25 protein-coding genes are annotated in these 19,627 nt (G+C 42.0%); 23 read left to right on the top strand and 2 right to left on the bottom strand.

The window, feature by feature from the left end:
• Window positions 1-6 precede the first annotated feature (6 nt).
• The 23 genes from BO219_RS06210 (at window position 7) to BO219_RS06100 (ending at window position 18,103) form a co-directional block, all read left to right on the top strand.
• Window positions 7-756: a 16S rRNA (uracil(1498)-N(3))-methyltransferase gene (locus tag BO219_RS06210; RefSeq protein ID WP_077428816.1), complete on the top strand. Its 750-nt coding sequence runs from the start codon at window positions 7-9 to the stop codon at window positions 754-756.
• A gap of 10 nt (window positions 757-766) precedes the next feature.
• Window positions 767-2,119 (top strand): tRNA (N(6)-L-threonylcarbamoyladenosine(37)-C(2))-methylthiotransferase MtaB, encoded by a 1,353-nt coding sequence (gene mtaB / locus BO219_RS06205; protein ID WP_077428814.1) that lies wholly within the window; start codon window positions 767-769, stop codon window positions 2,117-2,119.
• Window positions 2,120-2,219: 100 nt separating this feature from the next.
• Window positions 2,220-2,393 (top strand): 30S ribosomal protein S21, encoded by a 174-nt coding sequence (gene rpsU, locus BO219_RS06200; protein ID WP_003393897.1) that lies wholly within the window; start codon window positions 2,220-2,222, stop codon window positions 2,391-2,393.
• A 14-nt stretch (window positions 2,394-2,407) separates the two neighbouring features.
• Window positions 2,408-2,851, top strand: a complete 444-nt coding sequence (locus BO219_RS06195; RefSeq protein ID WP_003393899.1) for a GatB/YqeY domain-containing protein — start codon at window positions 2,408-2,410, stop codon at window positions 2,849-2,851.
• Between the two features lie 86 nt (window positions 2,852-2,937).
• Window positions 2,938-3,600 carry an NfeD family protein gene (locus BO219_RS06190; protein WP_077428812.1) on the top strand — a complete coding sequence of 221 codons (663 nt, stop codon included), beginning with the start codon at window positions 2,938-2,940 and terminating at the stop codon, window positions 3,598-3,600.
• Window positions 3,597-4,586: a flotillin-like protein FloA gene (gene floA / locus BO219_RS06185; RefSeq protein WP_012574511.1), complete on the top strand. Its 990-nt coding sequence runs from the start codon at window positions 3,597-3,599 to the stop codon at window positions 4,584-4,586. Before BO219_RS06190 ends, floA begins: the two co-directional genes overlap by 4 nt.
• A 7-nt stretch (window positions 4,587-4,593) precedes the next feature.
• Window positions 4,594-4,929 carry a hypothetical protein gene (locus BO219_RS06180; protein WP_077428810.1) on the top strand — a complete coding sequence of 112 codons (336 nt, stop codon included), beginning with the start codon at window positions 4,594-4,596 and terminating at the stop codon, window positions 4,927-4,929.
• A 53-nt stretch (window positions 4,930-4,982) separates the two neighbouring features.
• Window positions 4,983-5,267 carry a sporulation protein YqfC gene (gene yqfC / locus BO219_RS06175; protein ID WP_004889469.1) on the top strand — a complete coding sequence of 95 codons (285 nt, stop codon included), beginning with the start codon at window positions 4,983-4,985 and terminating at the stop codon, window positions 5,265-5,267.
• A gap of 12 nt (window positions 5,268-5,279) precedes the next feature.
• On the top strand, window positions 5,280-6,467 hold the full coding sequence (gene yqfD / locus BO219_RS06170; RefSeq protein ID WP_077428808.1) for a sporulation protein YqfD: 1,188 nt from the start codon (window positions 5,280-5,282) through the stop codon (window positions 6,465-6,467).
• A 3-nt stretch (window positions 6,468-6,470) separates the two neighbouring features.
• Complete coding sequence (locus tag BO219_RS06165; RefSeq protein WP_077428806.1) at window positions 6,471-7,433, top strand: PhoH family protein; 963 nt, start codon at window positions 6,471-6,473, stop codon at window positions 7,431-7,433.
• Window positions 7,434-7,489: 56 nt separating this feature from the next.
• Window positions 7,490-7,957 (top strand): rRNA maturation RNase YbeY, encoded by a 468-nt coding sequence (gene ybeY, locus BO219_RS06160; protein WP_004889474.1) that lies wholly within the window; start codon window positions 7,490-7,492, stop codon window positions 7,955-7,957.
• 6 nt (window positions 7,958-7,963) lie between these two features.
• Window positions 7,964-8,350 carry a diacylglycerol kinase family protein gene (locus tag BO219_RS06155; RefSeq protein WP_077428805.1) on the top strand — a complete coding sequence of 129 codons (387 nt, stop codon included), beginning with the start codon at window positions 7,964-7,966 and terminating at the stop codon, window positions 8,348-8,350.
• 67 nt (window positions 8,351-8,417) lie between these two features.
• Entirely contained in the window at window positions 8,418-9,326 is a 909-nt protein-coding gene (gene era / locus BO219_RS06150; protein WP_077428803.1) for a GTPase Era, read from the top strand.
• A gap of 99 nt (window positions 9,327-9,425) precedes the next feature.
• On the top strand, window positions 9,426-9,569 hold the full coding sequence (locus BO219_RS06145) for a YqzL family protein (protein WP_004889477.1): 144 nt from the start codon (window positions 9,426-9,428) through the stop codon (window positions 9,567-9,569).
• A 19-nt stretch (window positions 9,570-9,588) separates the two neighbouring features.
• Window positions 9,589-10,350 carry a DNA repair protein RecO gene (recO, locus tag BO219_RS06140; RefSeq protein WP_077428801.1) on the top strand — a complete coding sequence of 254 codons (762 nt, stop codon included), beginning with the start codon at window positions 9,589-9,591 and terminating at the stop codon, window positions 10,348-10,350.
• A 91-nt stretch (window positions 10,351-10,441) separates the two neighbouring features.
• Window positions 10,442-11,071, top strand: coding sequence for a transcriptional regulator CcpN (ccpN, locus tag BO219_RS06135; RefSeq protein WP_171699729.1), 630 nt, complete (start codon window positions 10,442-10,444; stop codon window positions 11,069-11,071).
• Between the two features lie 12 nt (window positions 11,072-11,083).
• Window positions 11,084-11,890: a pyruvate, water dikinase regulatory protein gene (locus BO219_RS06130; RefSeq protein WP_077428800.1), complete on the top strand. Its 807-nt coding sequence runs from the start codon at window positions 11,084-11,086 to the stop codon at window positions 11,888-11,890.
• A 296-nt stretch (window positions 11,891-12,186) separates the two neighbouring features.
• Window positions 12,187-14,001, top strand: a complete 1,815-nt coding sequence (dnaG, locus tag BO219_RS06125) for a DNA primase (protein ID WP_077428799.1) — start codon at window positions 12,187-12,189, stop codon at window positions 13,999-14,001.
• Window positions 13,994-15,112, top strand: a complete 1,119-nt coding sequence (gene rpoD / locus BO219_RS06120) for an RNA polymerase sigma factor RpoD (protein WP_077428797.1) — start codon at window positions 13,994-13,996, stop codon at window positions 15,110-15,112. Before dnaG ends, rpoD begins: the two co-directional genes overlap by 8 nt.
• Window positions 15,113-15,186: 74 nt before the next feature.
• On the top strand, window positions 15,187-15,720 hold the full coding sequence (locus BO219_RS06115; protein ID WP_077428795.1) for a hypothetical protein: 534 nt from the start codon (window positions 15,187-15,189) through the stop codon (window positions 15,718-15,720).
• Window positions 15,721-15,829: 109 nt separating this feature from the next.
• Complete coding sequence (gene cccA / locus BO219_RS06110) at window positions 15,830-16,192, top strand: cytochrome c550 (RefSeq protein ID WP_077428793.1); 363 nt, start codon at window positions 15,830-15,832, stop codon at window positions 16,190-16,192.
• A 91-nt stretch (window positions 16,193-16,283) separates the two neighbouring features.
• A complete protein-coding gene (locus tag BO219_RS06105) occupies window positions 16,284-16,988 on the top strand; it encodes a tRNA (adenine(22)-N(1))-methyltransferase (RefSeq protein WP_077428942.1) in 705 nt (234 codons plus the stop codon).
• Complete coding sequence (locus BO219_RS06100) at window positions 16,985-18,103, top strand: Nif3-like dinuclear metal center hexameric protein (protein WP_077428792.1); 1,119 nt, start codon at window positions 16,985-16,987, stop codon at window positions 18,101-18,103. Before BO219_RS06105 ends, BO219_RS06100 begins: the two co-directional genes overlap by 4 nt.
• A 9-nt stretch (window positions 18,104-18,112) precedes the next feature.
• Here BO219_RS06100 and BO219_RS06095 read toward each other — a convergent pair whose 3' ends face one another.
• Both BO219_RS06095 and vrrA read right to left on the bottom strand, forming a co-directional pair.
• Entirely contained in the window at window positions 18,113-19,060 is a 948-nt protein-coding gene (locus BO219_RS06095) for a 4-hydroxy-3-methylbut-2-enyl diphosphate reductase (protein ID WP_004889489.1), read from the bottom strand.
• Between the two features lie 67 nt (window positions 19,061-19,127).
• Window positions 19,128-19,589, bottom strand: a complete 462-nt coding sequence (gene vrrA / locus BO219_RS06090; RefSeq protein WP_077428790.1) for a VrrA/YqfQ family protein — start codon at window positions 19,587-19,589, stop codon at window positions 19,128-19,130.
• Between the last annotated feature and the right edge of the window lie 38 nt (window positions 19,590-19,627).

The raw sequence follows: 19,627 nt of genomic DNA, 5'->3' as shown, positions 1-19,627 counted from the left end.
TTCGTGTTGCAACGATATTTTGTACGTAACGAGCAAATCGTTGGCGATCACGTCATGATTTCTGGCGATGACGTCCATCATATCGGACGGGTGATGCGCATGAATGAAGGGGATCGCCTTCTTTGTTGTAATGAACGTAGTGAAACGATGCTTTGTGAGATCGAACAAATTTCCAATGATTTTGTTCGCTGCCGTATTATACAATGGATAGAGGCAAACGTTGAACTTCCTGTACACGTATATGTCGCAAGCGGATTGCTAAAAGGAGATAAATACGAACTCGTTTTACAAAAAGGAACAGAGCTTGGAGCAAAAGGGTTTCTTCCGCTTATCACCTCTCGTTCGATCGTGAAATGGGACGAGAAGAAAGGGGATAAAAAAGTGGAACGTTGGCAAAAAATCGTGAAAGAAGCGGCTGAACAGTCGCACAGAGCTTACATGCCACCTGTTTATGCTCCGATGACGATTCGTGAACTTATTGCATGGGCGCGCGACATCAATTATAAATATATTGCGTATGAAGAAGAGGCGAAAGAAGGACGTCACCGTTCGTTTGCTCATCTTCTTCAAACGATGAACAAAGAGGACTCTCTCCTCATCGTTTTTGGACCAGAAGGAGGCCTCTCTGAACAAGAAGTGGCGTTATTAAAAGAACATGGATTCGTCGCATGCAGTCTTGGACCACGTATTTTACGGGCAGAGACAGCGCCATTATATGCATTATCCGCTGTATCTTATGAATGGGAACTTAAGTGAGGTGATCTACATGCCAACGGTTGCATTTCATACGTTAGGATGCAAAGTGAATCATTACGAAACAGAAGCGATTTGGCAGTTATTTAAACAAGCAGGATACGAGCGAAAAGAATTTGAAAGCCACGCAGATGTATACGTTATTAATACGTGTACAGTAACGAATACAGGCGATAAAAAAAGCCGTCAAGTCATTCGTCGCGCGGTGCGCCGCAATCCTGATGCAGTCGTATGCGTAACGGGCTGTTATGCGCAAACGTCTCCAGCGGAAGTTATGGCGATTCCCGGTGTCGATATTGTCATCGGGACACAAGATCGCGGCAAAATTTTAGAGTACATTGAGCAGTTTAAACAACAACGCCAGCCAATTAACGGTGTGCGCAATATTATGAAAACGCGTGTATATGAAGAGCTTGATGTGCCTGCATTTACCGATCGAACGCGGGCGTCGCTAAAAATTCAAGAAGGGTGCAATAACTTTTGTACGTTTTGCATTATTCCATGGGCGCGCGGTTTAATGCGCTCGCGCGATCCGAAAGAAGTTATTCGTCAGGCGCAACAACTCGTTGACGCGGGCTATAAAGAAATTGTATTGACGGGCATTCATACAGGTGGATATGGAGAAGATATGAAAGATTACAATTTCGCCATGTTGTTGCGCGATATTGATGAGCAAGTAAAAGGATTAAAACGTTTGCGCATTTCATCGATTGAAGCGAGCCAAATTACAGATGAAGTGATCGACGTATTGAGACAATCGGATAAAATCGTCCGTCATTTACACATTCCGTTGCAATCTGGTTCAAACGCGGTGTTAAAGCGAATGCGCCGCAAATATACAACTGAATTTTTTGCGGAGAGACTAGCTCGTTTACGTGAAGTATTTCCAGACTTAGCTGTAACATCAGATGTCATCGTCGGTTTCCCTGGGGAGACGGAAGAAGAATTTATGGAAACATATGAATTTATTCGCGAGCAACGCTTCTCCGAACTGCATGTCTTTCCATACTCAAAACGGACAGGCACACCAGCCGCAAGAATGCCAGATCAAGTCGATGAAGAAGTGAAAAACGAGCGCGTGCATCGTTTAATTGCACTTTCCGATCAGCTAGCGAAAGAGTACGCATCAAAGTTTGAAGGACAAGTGCTTGAAGTCATTCCAGAAGAGCTTTACAAAGAAGATCCAGCGAGTGGGTTATACGTCGGTTATACGGATAACTATTTAAAAGTGAAATTCCCAGCAACAGAAGAAATGGTCGGTCAACTCGTGAAAGTGAAAATTACAAAAGCAGGCTATCCATATAACGAAGGGGAATTTGTTCGTGTCATTGACGATGCTCATGAAGCCATTCGGCTAAGCTCATAAAAAGAAGTTGACTTATGAGCTTGGTTATATTATACTTTGAAAGTACATGTTTTAACATGTACCAAGGATTAGCGGTTTTGTTCGGAGGGAGGGAAGTAGGATGTCAAAAACGATCGTTCGTAAAAACGAGTCGCTTGAAGATGCTCTTCGTCGCTTCAAACGTGCGGTTTCAAAAACAGGTACGTTGCAAGAAGCAAGAAAGCGCGAATTCTATGAAAAGCCAAGCGTAAGACGTAAGAAAAAGTCTGAAGCGGCTAGAAAGCGCAAATATTAAAAGAGGGTGTATTTATGAGTCTTCTCGAACGTTTGAACAATGATATGAAGCAAGCGATGAAAAACAAAGAGAAGGACAAATTATCGGTCATTCGCATGGTGAAATCCGCTTTACAAAATGAAGCGATTAAACTTGGCAAAACGTTGACCGAGGATGAAGAATTAACCGTACTTTCTCGCGAATTAAAACAGCGTAAAGACTCCCTCCAAGAATTTGAAAAAGCTGGTCGCACAGACCTTGTTGATAAAGTCAAGGAAGAAATTACGGTTCTTGAACTTTACATGCCGAAGCAGTTGAGCGAAGAAGAGCTTGTGCAAATCGTAAAAGAAACGATTGCCGAAGTCGGTGCTTCCTCAAAAGCAGATATGGGTAAAGTGATGGGAGCGATCATGCCGAAAGTGAAAGGAAAAGCTGACGGCTCGCTCGTAAACAAACTTGTTCAACAACATTTAAGCTAAAACACCTTACGAGTTCGTAAGGTGTTTTTTCATTTTTGAAACTTTTTTTCTTTTCATCCGTACTAAAAATGAAGGGAGGAAAAAGGATGGCTAGTCTAATTGTTGCTTTCACGCATCCGTTTCTTGCTGCGCTTCTGCTCATCGCTGGTAGCGTGTTGTTTGTTTGGCAACTGTACGATGCGCGCTGGGGATGGAAAGGAACGGGAAGCCTCATTTGCTTTTTGCTTTTTTTCTCATCGCATTTAGCAGCTGGTTTAACCGGCGTTGGGGCGATGATGTTGTTTGCTATTGGTCTTATTTTGTTAGTCATTGAGTTGTTTGTGCCAGGTGGCGTCATTGGTTTTCTCGGGCTCGGTACGCTCGTGTGGAGTTTATTTTTGGCAGCAAAACATTCCCCATTTGTTACGATGTCGTTAGCAGTAGCCATTGTGGGTGCGCTTATGATGGGATTATGGCTTAGCCGAGTAAGCAAAAAGAAGATGGCGCTTTTTGAAAAAATAGTGCTGACCGACGAACAGCGGAATGAAGAAGGATATGTGTCCCATGAAGCACGTATGGATTTAGTCGGGAAACGCGGAGTGGCCATCACTGTATTGCGGCCAGCAGGAACAGCGCTCATTGATGGCGAACGTGTAGATGTTGTCACAGAAGGAGAATATATTGAACGACATCGACCAATTGAAGTTATTCATGTAGATGGGTTAAAAGTCGTCGTTCGAGAATGTAAAAAAGAGGAGGAATTTGTATGACACCTGATCAACTTTTATTTATTATTGCAATTGCGTTAGGGCTTGTGTTATTAGCTGTATTCTTTTCGTTCGTTCCAGTTATGCTTTGGATTTCCGCGCTTGCTTCTGGTGTGCCTATTAGTATTTTTACGCTTATTGGGATGCGTTTACGCCGCGTCATTCCATCACGTGTCATTAATCCACTAATTAAGGCAAAAAAAGCAGGGCTTGATGTCACGACTAACCAGTTAGAAAGCCACTATTTAGCCGGAGGAAATGTTGACCGTGTCGTTAACGCTTTAATCGCTGCACAGCGAGCGAATATTAATTTAACGTTTGAACGTTGTGCGGCAATCGATTTAGCAGGACGAAATGTATTAGAAGCGGTACAAATGAGCGTCAATCCAAAAGTCATTGAAACGCCGTTTATTTCTGGCGTGGCGATGGACGGCATTGAAGTGAAGGCGAAAGCGCGCATTACTGTAAGAGCAAATATTGATCGATTAGTTGGTGGTGCGGGAGAAGAAACGATTATTGCACGCGTAGGAGAAGGTATTGTTTCTACCATCGGCTCTCAAGACGATCATAAAAAAGTGCTTGAAAACCCAGATATGATTTCACAAACTGTTTTAGCAAAAGGGTTAGACTCAGGAACGGCGTTTGAGATTTTATCGATCGATATTGCAGATATTGATATTGGGAAAAATATTGGTGCAGAATTGCAAACAGACCAAGCGGAAGCGGACAAAAAGATTGCACAAGCGAAAGCGGAAGAGCGTCGGGCGATGGCAGTTGCACTTGAACAAGAAATGAAAGCACGCGTGCAAGAAATGCAAGCGAAAGTCGTAGAAGCCGAAGCGCAAGTGCCGCTTGCGATGGCAGAAGCACTCCGTTCGGGTAAGCTTGGTGTCATGGATTACATGAACTTAAAAAACATTATGGCGGACACGAATATGCGTGATTCGATTGGGAAACTTACACAAAACCCAGATGAAGAAAAAAGGTGAGGAATAAATGATGACGCTCATCGATTGGCTTCTTAATAACATATTTGTCGTCTTTATTTTAGGAGCGTTTATTTCTTGGATCGGAAAACGCATCAAAACTGTGGAGGAAACAGTTGAGCGAACACAACAGCAAGAACAAAAAACAACGGTCATTGCAACAGAGATGGAGCCGAAAATGACACGTCCTGTTAGGAAGGCGCAAGAACGAATGACTGTATCACGACCGGCAGAAGAGCAACATAAAAAGACGAAACAATTGCCGACACATCCGCTCGTGCAAGGTGTGATCTTTTCAGAGGTACTCGGTCCGCCGCGCGCAAAGCGTCCGTACGGTAGAAAATAAGTGCTATAACCCCCATTTCGCTCATACATATGAGATGAAAGGGGGTTTTGTTTATGATCGGAAAATGGAAAAACAAAATGCGACAATGGTTAACAAATCAAATGGAACTGCCTGCGGACGTTGTCGCTGACCTCCCCCGCATTACGATGATTGGGCATATTCATATTTACATAGAAAACCATCGCGGTTTACTTCTGTTTACAGATCGCGAATTACGCTTGTTGTTAAAAAATGGTCAGCTACTTGTTAAAGGGGAATCGTTTAGCATTAAAACGATTTTGCCAGAAGAAATTTTGCTCGAAGGGAAAATTAGTCAAGTATTATATTTAGAAGAATAGGGGGGGACGGGTGTGAAAAACGAGTGGATGTATCGAATGTCAGGCAACTTGCGCATACGTATTGTTGGAAAAGGATTAGAACGGTTATTAAATGAATTTACACGCCGAGGGATATACGTATGGAACGTGAGGCGAGAGGGAGAACATTCGCTCACGTGTTATATACTTCTTCGCGATATTCGCCACGTGCGAATAGCGATGCGTAAAAGTGGGTGTAAGCTATATGTTCTCAAACGGCGAGGGGCACCGTTTTGGTTGAAAGCGTCATGGAAAAATAGCGGTATCGTTGTCGGACTAGTTGCTTTTATATGCATCGTTTTTTTATTGTCTAATATGATTTGGCGCATTGAAATCACAGGAGCAAATCCAGAAGTAGAACATACGGTGAGGCAACAATTAAAAAAGATGGGGGTTGAACGTGGTGCGCTACAGTTTGTGATTCCGAGTCCCGAAACGATCCAGCGTACGTTAATGAATCATATGGACACGGTAACATGGATTGGTGTTGAATGGCGTGGAACAACGCTATATTGCCGAGTCGTTGAAAAAAAGCAACCGACAGAAACGAAATCGAATACCCCCCAACATCTTGTTGCAAAGAAAAAAGCGGTTATTACGTATATGTTTGTTGAGCAAGGGCAAGCAGTTGTAGAAATAAATGATCATGTCGTTCCGGGACAACTACTCGTTTCTGGATTTATTGGGAAAGAAGGACAAACAAAGATCGTGCCAGCGCGCGGTCAAATTTTAGGTGAGACGTGGTACAAGTCTACAGTCGTCGTTCCGTTAAAAACGACGTTTTATATGTTGACAGGAAAAAAACGCGAAACACATTACGTTCGTTTTTGGTCGTGGAAAATCCCGTTTTTTTGGAATCATAAAGAGAAATTTTCAACATTTGAAAAACAAGTCGATGAAAAAACGTTTCGTTTCTTGACATGGACGTTACCGATTCGCTATGAAAAAGTAGTGTGGCACGAAAAAGAAATCGCTGTTCGTGAATATTCATACGATCAAGCAAGGAAAGTGGCGAAACAAATCGCGCGTGAACAGTTAAAGCGACAGCTGCCTTCGGATGCGACCATCCAAGGTGAAAAAGTTTTGCATGAGACGAAGGAGAATGGTAAAGTAAAAGTAGAAATGCATTACCAAGTCATTGAAAACATTGCGACACCACAACCAATTATTCAAGGAGATTGAGGAATGTCGGAACAGTTTGTCACGATTTATCCTAACGTACAAAATGCAGATGAAGCGCTCGCTTTATTTGGTACGCACGATGTTCATTTAAAGCGCATTGAGCAAGAGCTCGGTGTTTCAATTGTGACGCGCGGAGAAGCGATAAGCGTGTCAGGAAGCAAGCAACATGTTGAGCTTGTTGATGAGTTGCTTCGCCATTTGTTGCTTGTTATTCGTAAAGGCATTGTGATTAGCGAACGAGATGTGCTTTATGCGCTACAAATGGCGAAAAACGGAACGATTTCTTATTTCGTTGAACTGTACAACGAAGAAATTGGAAAAAATGCGAAAGGAAAAGCGATTCGCGTCAAAACGCTCGGTCAGCGTCAATATGTATCGGCTATCCAGCGCCACGACTTAATTTTTGGTATCGGGCCAGCAGGAACAGGAAAGACGTATTTAGCGGTTGTGATGGCTGTACAGGCATTGAAAAACGGACAAGTCAAGCGGATTATTTTAACGCGTCCTGCTGTGGAAGCGGGTGAAAATTTAGGTTTTTTGCCGGGAGATTTAAAGGAGAAAGTTGATCCGTATTTACGTCCGCTTTACGATGCGCTTCATGACGTGCTCGGTCACGAACATACACAACGATTAATTGAACGCGGTGCAATTGAAATTGCCCCGCTTGCCTATATGCGCGGTAGAACGTTAGATGATGCGTTTGTCATTTTAGACGAGGCACAAAATACGACCCCTTCGCAAATGAAAATGTTTTTAACGCGCCTTGGTTTTGGCTCGAAAATGGTCATTACCGGCGATATTTCGCAAGTGGATTTACCAAAAGGTGTTCGTTCTGGACTTGCGGTTGCAAAAGATATCTTAACGAATGTAAACGGAATTTCATTCGTCTTTTTGGAGCAAGCTGATGTTGTACGCCATCCGCTTGTCGGCAAAATTATCGCCGCATATGAAGATGCAGGAATGTAAATGCGACCCGCACTCATGTGGGTCCTTTTTGCACTTTAACGGAGAGAGGGAAGAATATGTTAATTATTGACTTTATGGATGAAACGAATGAAATAACAGAACAACAAATCGAGCTTATTGAACAGTTATTACAACATGCTGCAAAGGAAGAACATGTGCCAGATGGGGCAGAAGTAAGCGTCACATTTGTGGATAATGAAAAAATTCGCGAAATTAATCGCGATTATCGTGGAAAAGATCAGCCGACCGATGTTATTTCGTTCGCCCTTGAAGAGATGGGTGAAGAAGAAATTGAAATTGTCGGTATAGATGTACCACCTGTGCTTGGAGATATTATTATTTCCGTTCCAAAAGCGCGTGAGCAGGCAGAACAATACGGTCATTCGTTTATGCGCGAACTCGGTTTTCTAGCTGTACACGGTTTTTTACATTTACTCGGTTATGATCATGAAACGGAAGAAGAAGAAAAAGTGATGTTTGCGAAACAAGAACAATTATTACAACAGTTCGGCTTAACGAGATGATCGATTGTGCGTTGGAAACGATTTGTCGCTAGCGTATGGTATGCTTTAAATGGGATTCGTCTTGCGGTTTGTTATGAGCGAAATATGCGTGTTCATCTCGTAGCCGCGATTATCGTGGTCGTCGCTGCAGCGGTATTTCGCGTTTCAAAAATGGAATGGCTTGTGTTGCTGATAACGATCGGTATCGTTATCAGCTTGGAAATTGTCAATAGCGCAATTGAACGGACGGTTGATTTAGTGACGGATGAGTATCGACCATTAGCAAAAGAAGCAAAAGACTTAGCAGCTGGTGCCGTACTTGTTTTTGCTTTTCTTTCTATCATCATTGGCATTTCCATTTTCTTGCCTTATTTGCATGTATTTTTTAAAAATTCTTTACATTTTCATAAATAGTAGTGAAATCGCGTTCATATTTTGGTAAAATAAAAATCAAGCATAACTTTATGCGATGGAGGTTTTTATGATTCAGGAAGGATATAAATCAGGATTCGTAGCAATTATCGGACGACCAAATGTAGGGAAATCTACATTTTTAAATCGCGTCATCGGGCAAAAAATTGCGATTATGAGCGATAAACCGCAAACGACGCGCAATAAAATTCAAGGTGTGTACACAACAGATGACGCACAAATCATTTTCATTGATACGCCAGGCATTCATAAGCCGAAACATAAGCTTGGCGACTTTATGGTGAAAGTAGCGCAAAGCGCGTTGCAAGAAGTTGATTTAATTTTATTTATGGTGAATGCTGTAGAAGGGCTCGGTCGCGGTGACGAGTTTATTATTGAACGTTTAAAACAAGTACAAACGCCAGTGTTTTTAGTCATTAATAAAATTGATGAAGTGCATCCTGATGATCTATTACCGCTGATTGAGCAATATCGCTCACTCCATTCGTTTGCCGAAGTCATTCCTATTTCAGCGTTGCAAGGAAATAACGTAGAAACGTTGTTGCAGCAAATTAAAAACTACTTACCTGAAGGACCGCAGTATTATCCTGCGCATCAAGTGACAGATCACCCGGAGCGATTTATTATCGCCGAATTTATTCGTGAAAAAGCGCTCCATTTAACGCGCGAAGAAGTACCACATTCCATTGCAGTTGTCATCGATTCGATTGAACGTCGGGAAAATAGCGATACTGTATATGTGGCGGCGACAATTATCGTTGAACGTGATTCGCAAAAAGGAATTATTATTGGCAAACGCGGTCAAATGTTAAAGGAAATCGGTCAACGTGCACGTGCTGATATCGAAGCGCTACTCGGTTCGAAAGTGTTTTTAGAGTTATGGGTGAAGGTACAAAAAGATTGGCGTAATAAAATGGCACAGTTGCGAGACCTTGGCTATCGTGAAGATGAATATTAATGCTGTAAAATTTTAAATAACATCATGACAGCGACAAACGGGCAAACTACAAGTGAGCTGCTCAATCACCGTCAACTAACGAGAGAAAGGTGTGGTTCGATGCTCGATTTTACCTGGAAGCTATTTAGTCAAACAGGAAATATTGACACGTATCTTTTGTTTAAGGAGCTAGAACGCGAAACGAAAGAGCAGGCGAGTGATTCCACGTATCATTTAAGTGAACGAGATTACCACGTCCTGTAACTTTGGAAGGTTATGTTATATGTTTGAAAAATGCGAAGGAATTGTCATTCGAACAATTGACTATGGAGAGACGAATAAAATCGTTACAATATTTACGCGCGAATGGGGGAAGGTTGCTGCGATGGCACGTGGAGCAAAAAAGCCGAGCAGCCGCCTTTCTTCTGTCACGCAAATATTTACATACGGTATATTTTTAATTCAAAAAAGTCGCGGGGTTGGAAGCTTGCATCAAGGAGAATTGCTTTCAACGATGCGCCATATACGTGAAGATATTTTTTTAACAGCATACGCTTCATACATTGTCGAATTGACGGATAAAGCAACGGAAGAAAGACGTCCGAATCCATATTTATTTGAACTTCTTTTACAAACGCTCACATATATGAACGAAGGACTCGATGCGGAAGTGTTGACGTATATATACGAGATGAAGCTGCTTCCGGCATTCGGGCTATATCCGAAGTTAGATGGTTGTGCTATTTGTGGGGAAAAAGAAGGGACGTTTGCTTTTTCGATTGCACAAGGAGGATTTTTGTGTCACCGCTGTTTTGAGCACGATCCACACCGCATTCCGATGACCCCATCGGTTTTAAAATTACTTCGTCTTTTTTACTACGTCGATTTGTCTCGCATCGGTCAAATCGCTGTCAAATCGGAAACGAAACAACAAATAAAAACGATTATTTCATCTTATTACGACGAATATTCGGGCCTTTCGCTGAAGACGAAACGTTTTTTACAGCAACTACATACGTTGGACGGTAAAAGCGGACAAATATAGCGTTGTCCGCTTCCCACTTTTGTTTGCAAAATACGAAGATGAATTATAATATGATGTTATAATGTAGCCTATTGTAAGGTGGTGAGCGACAATCGAACTCAATAAACGTCAAGAACAAATCTTGCAAATCGTCAAAGATCACGGCCCGATTACAGGGGAGCATATCGCTGAAAAGCTCAACTTAACACGTGCGACGTTACGTCCGGATTTAGCGATTTTAACGATGGCAGGGTATTTAGAAGCGCGACCTCGTGTTGGCTATTTTTATACAGGAAAAACAGGGACACAGTTGCTTGCTGATAAAATTAAGAAAATGAAGGTGAGCGACTATCAGTCCATTCCGGTTGTCATTCATGAAAACATGAGCGTTTATGATGCGATTGTTACGATGTTTTTAGAAGATGTCGGCACGTTGTTTGTTGTGGATGAAGAGTCGCTGCTTGTCGGTGTGCTATCCCGAAAAGATTTGCTGCGCGCCAGCATCGGAAAACAAGAGTTGACGTCTATTCCTGTCAATATCATTATGACGCGAATGCCGAATATTACATTTTGTGAAAAAGATGATTTACTGATTGATGTCGCCCAAAAACTAATTGAAAAACAAATTGATGCGATGCCAGTCGTTAAAAAAGTGGACAAAGGGTATGAAGTCATTGGACGTATTACAAAAACAAACATGACAAAGGTGCTTGTCGCGTTAGCAAAAGAAGACGTGCTTTAAAGGGGGAAGAACATGAGTCAAATCGTATACGTCGTATCCGATTCAGCGGGGGAGACGGCCGAACTCGTTGTGAAAGCAGCAGCGAGCCAGTTTCAAGGAGCGCTCGTTCAATTTCGTCGTGTTCCGTACGTAGAAGATGTTGGAACGCTATCAGAGGTTGTCGCTTTAGCAAAAATGAACCGAGGAATTATCGTCTTTACATTAGTTATACCCGAGATGCGTCAATTTTTATTAGCCGAAGCAGCGAGGGAAGGAGTTCCTGTATACGATATTATTGGACCGCTCATTGAACAAATGGAACAACTATTTCAAATGGCACCACGTTGTGAACCAGGTCCTGTTCGTGTATTAGATGAAGACTATTTCCGAAAAATTGAAGCGATCGAATTTGCGGTAAAATATGATGATGGACGTGATCCTCGTGGCATTTTGCGAGCTGATATCGTTTTAATTGGGGTATCGCGCACCTCGAAAACACCACTATCGCAATATTTAGCCCATAAACGTTTTAAAGTCGCGAACGTGCCGATCGTTCCAGAAGTCGATCCTCCTGAAGAACTATTTCAAGTTTCGCCTAAAAAATGTTTCGGTTTAAAAATTAGTCCAGAAAAGTTAAATGAAATTCGCCGAGAGCGTTTGAAATCGCTTGGATTAGATGATCGTGCCATTTACGCAAACATTGACCGAATTAAAGAAGAATTACAATATTTTGATGAAATTGTAAAGAAAATTGGTTGTGAAGTTATCGATGTAACAAACAAAGCCGTTGAAGAAACAGCGAATGTCATTATGAATATTATGCGCAAAAGAGAAAAATAAACAGGCGAAGCACAGTCACAACGTGTGATATGTGCTTTTCCTTTTTATAAAAACATTTGTATAGCCAACTAACGTTTTTTATATTATAATAAAAAATTGTGATAAAACAGGTTTAGACTGAACATAGGACGAATAAACTATTTATAGCTAATTGTCAAGTGACAATGCATCGGGATTTTCGACAATATTTTTTTCTTAAAAAGAAGGATTGTTTCGCGCGATGGAGAATAAAAACATACAAAACCGTTGGGGCAAAGCCACACGTTTTGTCGAAATATGTTTGGAGTTGTTGGAATATGGGACAACGCATTCCTGAAGAAACGGTTGAGCACATCCGTCGCTCAGTCGATATTGTAGACATCGTTCAACAGTATGTCTCACTAAAAAAGCAAGGGCGCAACTACTTTGGGTTATGTCCTTTCCACGGAGAGAAAACACCTTCTTTTTCCGTTTCACCTGAAAAGCAAATTTACCATTGTTTCGGTTGTGGGGCAGGCGGAAATGTGTTTTCATTTTTGATGGAAATTGAAGGGATTTCTTTTATCGAAGCTGTCAAACGGCTAGCACCACGAGCAAATGTTGATTTGTCGCACGTCGTTGATGATCATTTGCCAACTGAGCGAACAGAAACAGCTACGATGATTGCTGCGCACGAGTTGCTAAAAAAGTTTTATCATCATTTGCTTATGCATACAAATGAAGGAGAAGAAGCATTAAATTATTTGCTTCAAAGAGGCTTTACCCGCGAAATCATTGAACAGTTTGAGATTGGCTACGCTTTGCCAGCTTGGAATGCGGCTGTCACATTTTTAACAAATAAAGGTTTTTCGCTTCCCCTTATGGAAAGGGCAGGGTTAATTGTAAAAAAGTCAGGCGAGGACTCATACTTTGATCGTTTTCGACACCGCATTATGTTTCCGATTCACAATCATCACGGAGAGACGGTTGCTTTCTCAGGAAGGGCGATCGGAAACGAAGAACCGAAATACTTAAATAGTCCTGAAACACTTATTTTCAACAAACGCAACATCTTATATCACTTCCATGAGGCACGGTTACCGATGCGCCAAAAGCAGCAAGTGGTGTTATTTGAAGGATTTGCGGATGTCATTGCTGCTGTGCAAGCTGGCATTTCCCATGCGGTAGCAACGATGGGAACAGCCTTATCAGAAGAACAGGCACGCATGCTTCGGCGCAATGCTTCATCTGTCATTGTGTGCTACGATGGTGATCGAGCTGGAATAGATGCTGCGCTTCGGGCTTCCGAGACGCTTACGGAAGCTGGTTGTTATGTTAAGGTAGCGATGATACCAGACGGGCTCGATCCTGATGAGTACGTGCGCAAATATGGTGCTGACCGCTTTCGTCATCATGTGCTTGACGCGAGCTTATCGCTTACCGCATTTAAGCTAGAATATTTGAAGCGCGGACGTCATTTGCAAAATGAAAGCGAACGGCTTCGTTATATTGAAGAAGCAGTCAGAGAAATTAGTCGCTTATCTAATGCTATCGAAGCCGATTATTATTTGCGACAACTGGCGGATGAGTTTTCGATCTCTCTCGATGCGTTACGGGAACAAATGATGATTCACGGAAAGAAACAGCAAATAGAACGTAAACAAGAGCGCCGTGAAACAGTCATCTTACCTGCGAAGGCGAAATTGCTACCAGCTTTTCAAAAAGCGGAGCGAATGTTAATTGCCCATATGTTGCGCGACAAATCGATCGCATTTACGGTACAAGAGGCGATCGAAGGCGCGTTCAACATCGAGGAGCATCGCGCTATTGCTGCTTATGTATATGCGTTTTACGAAGAAGGACACGAACCCGATGTGAGCTCGTTGCTTGAACGCATTCATGATTCGCAGCTAAAACGCATTGTTACGGAATTGTCGATGATGCCAATTAACGAAAATATTTCATCGGCTGAGTTACAAGATTACCTCCAATGCGTGCTCAATTATCCGAAAGAGCAGTTGCTTAAACAAAAAGAAGCAGAACTGCGTGAAGCTGAACGTCAAAAAGATTATGAGCGCGCGAAACGTATTGCTAGCGAAATGATTGCGATGCGAAAGTCTTTGTATTTTGGAAGGAGGGGAATAAATGGCTGAAAAGTCAACACATTCCGATTTAACGTTAGAACAAGTAAAAGAACAATTAGTTGAACTAGGTAAAAAACGTGGTGTTCTTACCTATGAAGAAATTGCCGAGCGATTATCCCCGTTTGATCTCGATTCCGATCAAATGGATGAATATTATGAGTATTTAAATGAGCAAGGGATCGAAGTTGTCGGTGAATCTGATCTAGATGATACGGATTTAGATGACCCGGACTTCGATGATTTAAAAGACGAAGAGTTCGATTTAAACGATTTAAGCGTTCCGCCTGGTGTAAAAATTAATGACCCTGTTCGTATGTATTTAAAAGAAATTGGTCGCGTTCCGTTATTGTCGGCAGAGGAAGAAATTGAGTTAGCAAAACGCATTGAGCAAGGTGACGAAGAAGCCAAACGTCGCCTAGCTGAAGCAAACCTTCGCCTTGTTGTGAGCATTGCAAAACGTTATGTCGGTCGCGGTATGCTCTTTCTTGACTTAATTCAAGAAGGGAATATGGGCTTAATTAAAGCGGTCGAAAAATTTGATTACCGCAAAGGATATAAATTCAGCACATATGCAACATGGTGGATTCGCCAAGCAATTACGCGGGCGATTGCTGACCAAGCACGCACGATCCGTATTCCTGTTCATATGGTTGAGACAATTAATAAGCTTATTCGCGTTCAGCGCCAGCTTTTACAAGACTTAGGACGCGAGCCATCTCCAGAAGAAATTGCAGAAGAGATGGATTTAACGCCAGAAAAGGTGCGCGAGATTTTAAAAATTGCTCAAGAACCTGTGTCGCTTGAAACGCCAATTGGTGAAGAAGATGATTCACATTTAGGCGATTTTATTGAAGATCAAGATGCGACATCTCCAGCCGAACACGCCGCGTATGAACTATTGAAAGAACAGCTTGAAGACGTATTAGATACGCTAACAGATCGGGAAGAGAATGTGCTTCGTCTTCGCTTTGGCCTTGATGACGGACGTACGCGAACGCTCGAAGAAGTCGGAAAAGTGTTTGGCGTCACGCGCGAACGCATTCGTCAAATTGAAGCAAAAGCGTTGCGGAAACTGCGTCATCCAAGCCGAAGCAAACGTTTAAAAGACTTTTTAGAATAACCGTTTACAAGAAATAGTTTACTTCTTACAATGGAAGTAAGCTATTTCTTTATTTAGGAAGGAATGCGTATTCAATGGAACAAAAACGAAAAGAAATCATTATTAATGAAATTAAATATTGGAAACAAACGCGATTGCTACCGGAACAATATTGCGACTTTTTGCTTGCGTTGTATACGGAAGGGAATCGCGACGATGTTGAACAGCCAACGAAGCAAGTTCCGGCATGGGCTATTCGAGTGACGATGATAATGATCGGTGTCTTTTTGCCGTTTGCCCTTCTTGTCATTTATTTTACTGAATTGTCGTTCGTTTTGCAAACGCTCATTTTGTCACTTTTTGTCATAATTTGTTTTATGACCGTTCGTTTTTTTGTACAACATAAAATGCTCACCCATATCGCTCTCATTGTGGGTGCTTTGTCGCTTCTTCTTCTTTCGATTCGCGTATCAGATATTTTCTTTTCTGAAAGCACGAGTGCGTTAGCGATCACAGTCATATGTAATTGTTTTGTTTGGTTGTTGATCGGTTGGCGTTTTTCGCTCGTGTATTTTGTCATTTCGGGCGTTGTTGGCATCATTCTTCTTTTTTCTTCATTTTTCGTTTAAAAAAATTACATACAGGGCTTTTCCTTTATGGGAATTTAAAGTACAATAAAATTGTTTGTAACGTTTTCATTTTGAAAAACATGCTTTATTACATAAGGGAGGGTAAAGTATGAATCGTAATCCATTAATCCCATTTGTACTTATTATGGTGATGGGAATTGGACTCATTTTCTTTCTGTCTGTGAAAGGCCTCGGAGATATGAAAGAAGTTGCGAAAGAGAAAGAGGGCGGCGCAAAGACAGAAGAGACAGCTGCTGCGGGTCCAGAAGATATTTACAAAAAAAGCTGTGTAACATGTCACGGTGCTAACTATGAAGGTGGCGTTGGTCCAGCATTAAAAGGTGTCGGGGATCGTTTATCTGTTGACCAAATTAAAGAAGTCATCACAAACGGTCTCGGAAGCATGCCAGGTGGATTAGTTCCTGCAGACCAAGCGGACGCAATGGCAAAATGGCTTTCTGAATTAAAATAAACGAAGCGAAAAAGTCCCTTTACTTCGGTGAAGGGATTTTTCGTTTTTTGCAAAACATGATAAACTGAAGAAAAAAGTGTGGGTGATGTTTGTGAACGAATTACAGCTATCTAAACGGTTACAAACGGTCGCGTCATTTATTCCAAAAGGAAGCGTACTAGCAGATATTGGCTCAGACCATGCATATTTGCCGTGTTATGCGTATTTGCACGGATACATAACAAAAGCAATTGCGGGTGAAGTGGCAGATGGACCGTTTCGTTCTGCAAAGCAACAAGTCGAAAAGAGCGGGCTTTCTCACGTCATTTCCGTTCGCAAAGGAGACGGCCTACAAGTTGTAGCGCTTAATGAAGTAGATTGTATAACAATAGCCGGAATGGGAGGAACGCTCATCTCGAACATTTTAGAAAATGGAAAAGAGAAGTTAGAAGCTGTAAAACGTCTTATTTTACAGCCAAATGTCGGTGCACATATCGTAAGACAATGGCTACTAAATAACGAATGGGAATTAATTGATGAGCGCATCTTGGAAGAGGATGGGCAAATATACGAAGTGCTTGTTGCAGAACGTGGTGATCCTTATCGTCCGTACACCCAACTTCATGTGGAGCTGTTGCTCGGTCCGTTTTTATTGAAAGAGCGAAATGAAGTGTTTAGGAAAAAATGGGATATGGAAATGAAACATTGGCAGAATGTCATCGAGCAATTGAAGTATGCGAAAACGGACGAGGCGATCAAAAAGAAGCAACAATTTCTCGAAACATTGCAGATGGTAGAGGAGGCTTTAAAACGATGAAAACGCCAAACGGATATGAAATCATCCAGTTGTTTGAGCAGTTTGCTCCAAAACATTTAGCGATGGAAGGCGATAAAATCGGATTACAAATCGGTACGTTAAACAAGCCGATTCATCGTGTTATGATTACGTTAGATGTATTAGAACATGTTGTCGATGAAGCGATTGAACATGAGATCGATTTAATTATTGCGCATCATCCACCGATTTTTCGGCCGCTCAAACATATTGTGACCGATCAGCCGTATGGACGTATGATTGAAAAGTGCATTAAACATAATATTGCTATTTATGCTGCGCATACAAATTTAGATATTGCCAAAGGTGGTGTGAACGATTGGCTCGCTGAAGCATTGCAATTACAAAACGTAGATGTGCTCGTTCCAACATATGAAGAGCCGCTAAAAAAGCTCGTTGTATATGTGCCACGCACACACGCAGATGCGGTGCGCAAAGCCATTGGTGATGCCGGTGCGGGACATATCGGAAACTATAGCCATTGTACATTCAATAGCGAAGGAATGGGAACGTTTTTACCAGAAGAAGGAGCAAATCCGTTTATTGGTCAACAAGGGAAGTTAGAAACGGTAGAAGAAGTACGCATCGAAACGATTGTTCCTGCACGTTTGCAACGAAAAGTCATTCAAGCGATGTTACAAGTTCATCCGTATGAAGAAGTGGCGTACGACGTATATCCGCTTGACAATAAAGGAACGACATATGGACTTGGTCGAATTGGGACATTAAGTGAAGAGATGACGTTACAGCAATTTGCACAACATGTGAAAACATCGTTGCGCGTGCCGACAGTTCGTGTCGTTGGGGAGTTAACAAATCGCGTTCGGAAAGTAGCTGTTATCGGTGGAGACGGAAATAAATATATTCATCAAGCAAAAATGAGCGGTGCTGATGTGTATGTAACAGGTGACTTATATTATCATGTCGCACATGATGCGTTAATGCTCGGTTTAAACGTCGTTGATCCTGGGCATCACGTCGAAAAGGTGATGAAAGAAGGAGTTGCAAACGTATTAAAAACGATGTGTGCACAACAAAAGTTTGATATCGATATATACGTATCGCAAGCCAATACAGAGCCGTTTACGTTCATATAAAAAAGAGGCTTATTCGCCTCTTTTTTTCACTTTCGGTAAAATTTTTGTTAGCGGTACTTTTCGCTCGCGTTTCCATGTTTCAGGATTGTTTGGATCGAATTGCTCCAAAAAGTCGATAACTTCTTTTGTAATTGGTGTTGGTGTAGATGCTCCGGCAGTAACCGCTACTTTTTTTGCATCTTTAATCCATTCAATGTCGATTTCGGTTACATCTGCAACACGATACGCTTTCGTTCCGGCAATCTGTTCCGATACTTGTGCGAGTCGATTCGAGTTATTGCTTCTTGGGTCACCGACAACGATCGTCACATCCGCTTCTTTCGCTTGTTCAGCGACCGCCTCTTGCCGTACTTGCGTCGCTAAACAAATTTCACGATGCATCTCGACATGAGGATATTTTTCTTTTACTTTTTCCATAATATGTGCCACGTCCCATTGGCTCATTGTCGTTTGGTTTGTCACAATAATGCGTTTCGATTGAATATCCAGTTGTTCTACATCTTCAGGCGTTTCAATTAAATGGACAGCATGTGGAGCAACGCCAATTGCCCCTTCAGGCTCAGGGTGTCCCTTTTTACCGATATAAATGACTTCATACCCGTTAGCGACCTTTTCGCGAATCAAATTATGCGTCTTTGTGACATCTGGGCATGTAGCATCAATGGTGACAAGTCCTTTTTCTCTCGCTCGTTGTTTTACTTCAGGTGAAACGCCGTGGGCAGTGAAAATGACTGTGCCATGATCGATGTTTTCTAAAATTTCAAGTCGATTTGGCCCGTCAAGTGTAATAATTCCTTCTTCTTCAAACGCGTCCGTTACATGTTTATTATGAACGATCATACCTAAAATGTAGATCGGTCTTGGCAACGTCGGATCGAGCGCAGCGTTGCGGGCGATGACCATCGCATCAACGACTCCGTAACAATATCCGCGTGGCGTAATTTTAATCACTTCCATATGGATCGCTCCTTCTTGGCGTGTTTGTCGTCTTCATTATATAAAAGAAGAAGCGAACATACAAAAGTTAAATATATAGTTTTGGAACAGATTTCCCTTTTTCATCCGTTTGTTGTTGTTTTCGTTCTTTTACTGTTGGAACGGGGCGTTGTTTTCTCGTTATTTTTTGCTCCATTTGCTTCTCTGTTGTTGCTGCACTTGTTGCATTGGCTGTTTCAGTTGTTTCGTTTATGTTGTCAGATTGTTTCAATTCGCGAAAAATTCGCATCATCGATGGTACGCTTTTAATGAGTGGACCGTATTGTTGCACCATCGGGGTAATCGTTTGGACCATGTTTAACATTTTTTGTACATTTGTTAACATCGAATCAATGCTCGGTAATGCTCCTTGAGCACCGAAAGCTTGTGTAGGCAGTTGGCTGCCGAACAATCGTGAAAACATGCCTCCTTGTGCTTGCCGCATCATTGGTTGTTGCCACATAGATGGCATCGGTGGATGGGAAGGTGGAAACATAAATGGACGTCGCAATGAAGTTCCTCCTCTCTTTATGTGTTGTGCTTATTTCA

The sequence above is a fragment of the Anoxybacillus kestanbolensis genome, from assembly GCF_001996285.1.
In the GTDB taxonomy this organism is placed as follows: Bacteria; Bacillota; Bacilli; order Bacillales; family Anoxybacillaceae; genus Anoxybacillus; species Anoxybacillus kestanbolensis_A.
This window is presented reverse-complemented; position numbering and strand designations above follow the sequence as displayed.

Bases quoted from the DNA above. Each gene is read 5' to 3' on its own strand.
- mtaB (WP_077428814.1), top strand. From the start codon at position 767: ATGCCAACGGTTGCATTTCATACGTTAGGATGCAAAGTGAATCATTAC.
- rpsU (WP_003393897.1), top strand. From the start codon at position 2,220: ATGTCAAAAACGATCGTTCGTAAAAACGAGTCGCTTGAAGATGCTCTT.
- BO219_RS06195 (WP_003393899.1), top strand. From the start codon at position 2,408: ATGAGTCTTCTCGAACGTTTGAACAATGATATGAAGCAAGCGATGAAA.
- BO219_RS06190 (WP_077428812.1), top strand. From the start codon at position 2,938: ATGGCTAGTCTAATTGTTGCTTTCACGCATCCGTTTCTTGCTGCGCTT.
- floA (WP_012574511.1), top strand. From the start codon at position 3,597: ATGACACCTGATCAACTTTTATTTATTATTGCAATTGCGTTAGGGCTT.
- BO219_RS06180 (WP_077428810.1), top strand. From the start codon at position 4,594: ATGATGACGCTCATCGATTGGCTTCTTAATAACATATTTGTCGTCTTT.
- yqfC (WP_004889469.1), top strand. From the start codon at position 4,983: ATGATCGGAAAATGGAAAAACAAAATGCGACAATGGTTAACAAATCAA.
- BO219_RS06165 (WP_077428806.1), top strand. From the start codon at position 6,471: ATGTCGGAACAGTTTGTCACGATTTATCCTAACGTACAAAATGCAGAT.
- ybeY (WP_004889474.1), top strand. From the start codon at position 7,490: ATGTTAATTATTGACTTTATGGATGAAACGAATGAAATAACAGAACAA.
- era (WP_077428803.1), top strand. From the start codon at position 8,418: ATGATTCAGGAAGGATATAAATCAGGATTCGTAGCAATTATCGGACGA.
- BO219_RS06145 (WP_004889477.1), top strand. From the start codon at position 9,426: ATGCTCGATTTTACCTGGAAGCTATTTAGTCAAACAGGAAATATTGAC.
- recO (WP_077428801.1), top strand. From the start codon at position 9,589: ATGTTTGAAAAATGCGAAGGAATTGTCATTCGAACAATTGACTATGGA.
- BO219_RS06130 (WP_077428800.1), top strand. From the start codon at position 11,084: ATGAGTCAAATCGTATACGTCGTATCCGATTCAGCGGGGGAGACGGCC.
- dnaG (WP_077428799.1), top strand. From the start codon at position 12,187: ATGGGACAACGCATTCCTGAAGAAACGGTTGAGCACATCCGTCGCTCA.
- rpoD (WP_077428797.1), top strand. From the start codon at position 13,994: ATGGCTGAAAAGTCAACACATTCCGATTTAACGTTAGAACAAGTAAAA.
- BO219_RS06115 (WP_077428795.1), top strand. From the start codon at position 15,187: ATGGAACAAAAACGAAAAGAAATCATTATTAATGAAATTAAATATTGG.
- cccA (WP_077428793.1), top strand. From the start codon at position 15,830: ATGAATCGTAATCCATTAATCCCATTTGTACTTATTATGGTGATGGGA.
- BO219_RS06100 (WP_077428792.1), top strand. From the start codon at position 16,985: ATGAAAACGCCAAACGGATATGAAATCATCCAGTTGTTTGAGCAGTTT.
- BO219_RS06095 (WP_004889489.1), bottom strand. From the start codon at position 19,060: ATGGAAGTGATTAAAATTACGCCACGCGGATATTGTTACGGAGTCGTT.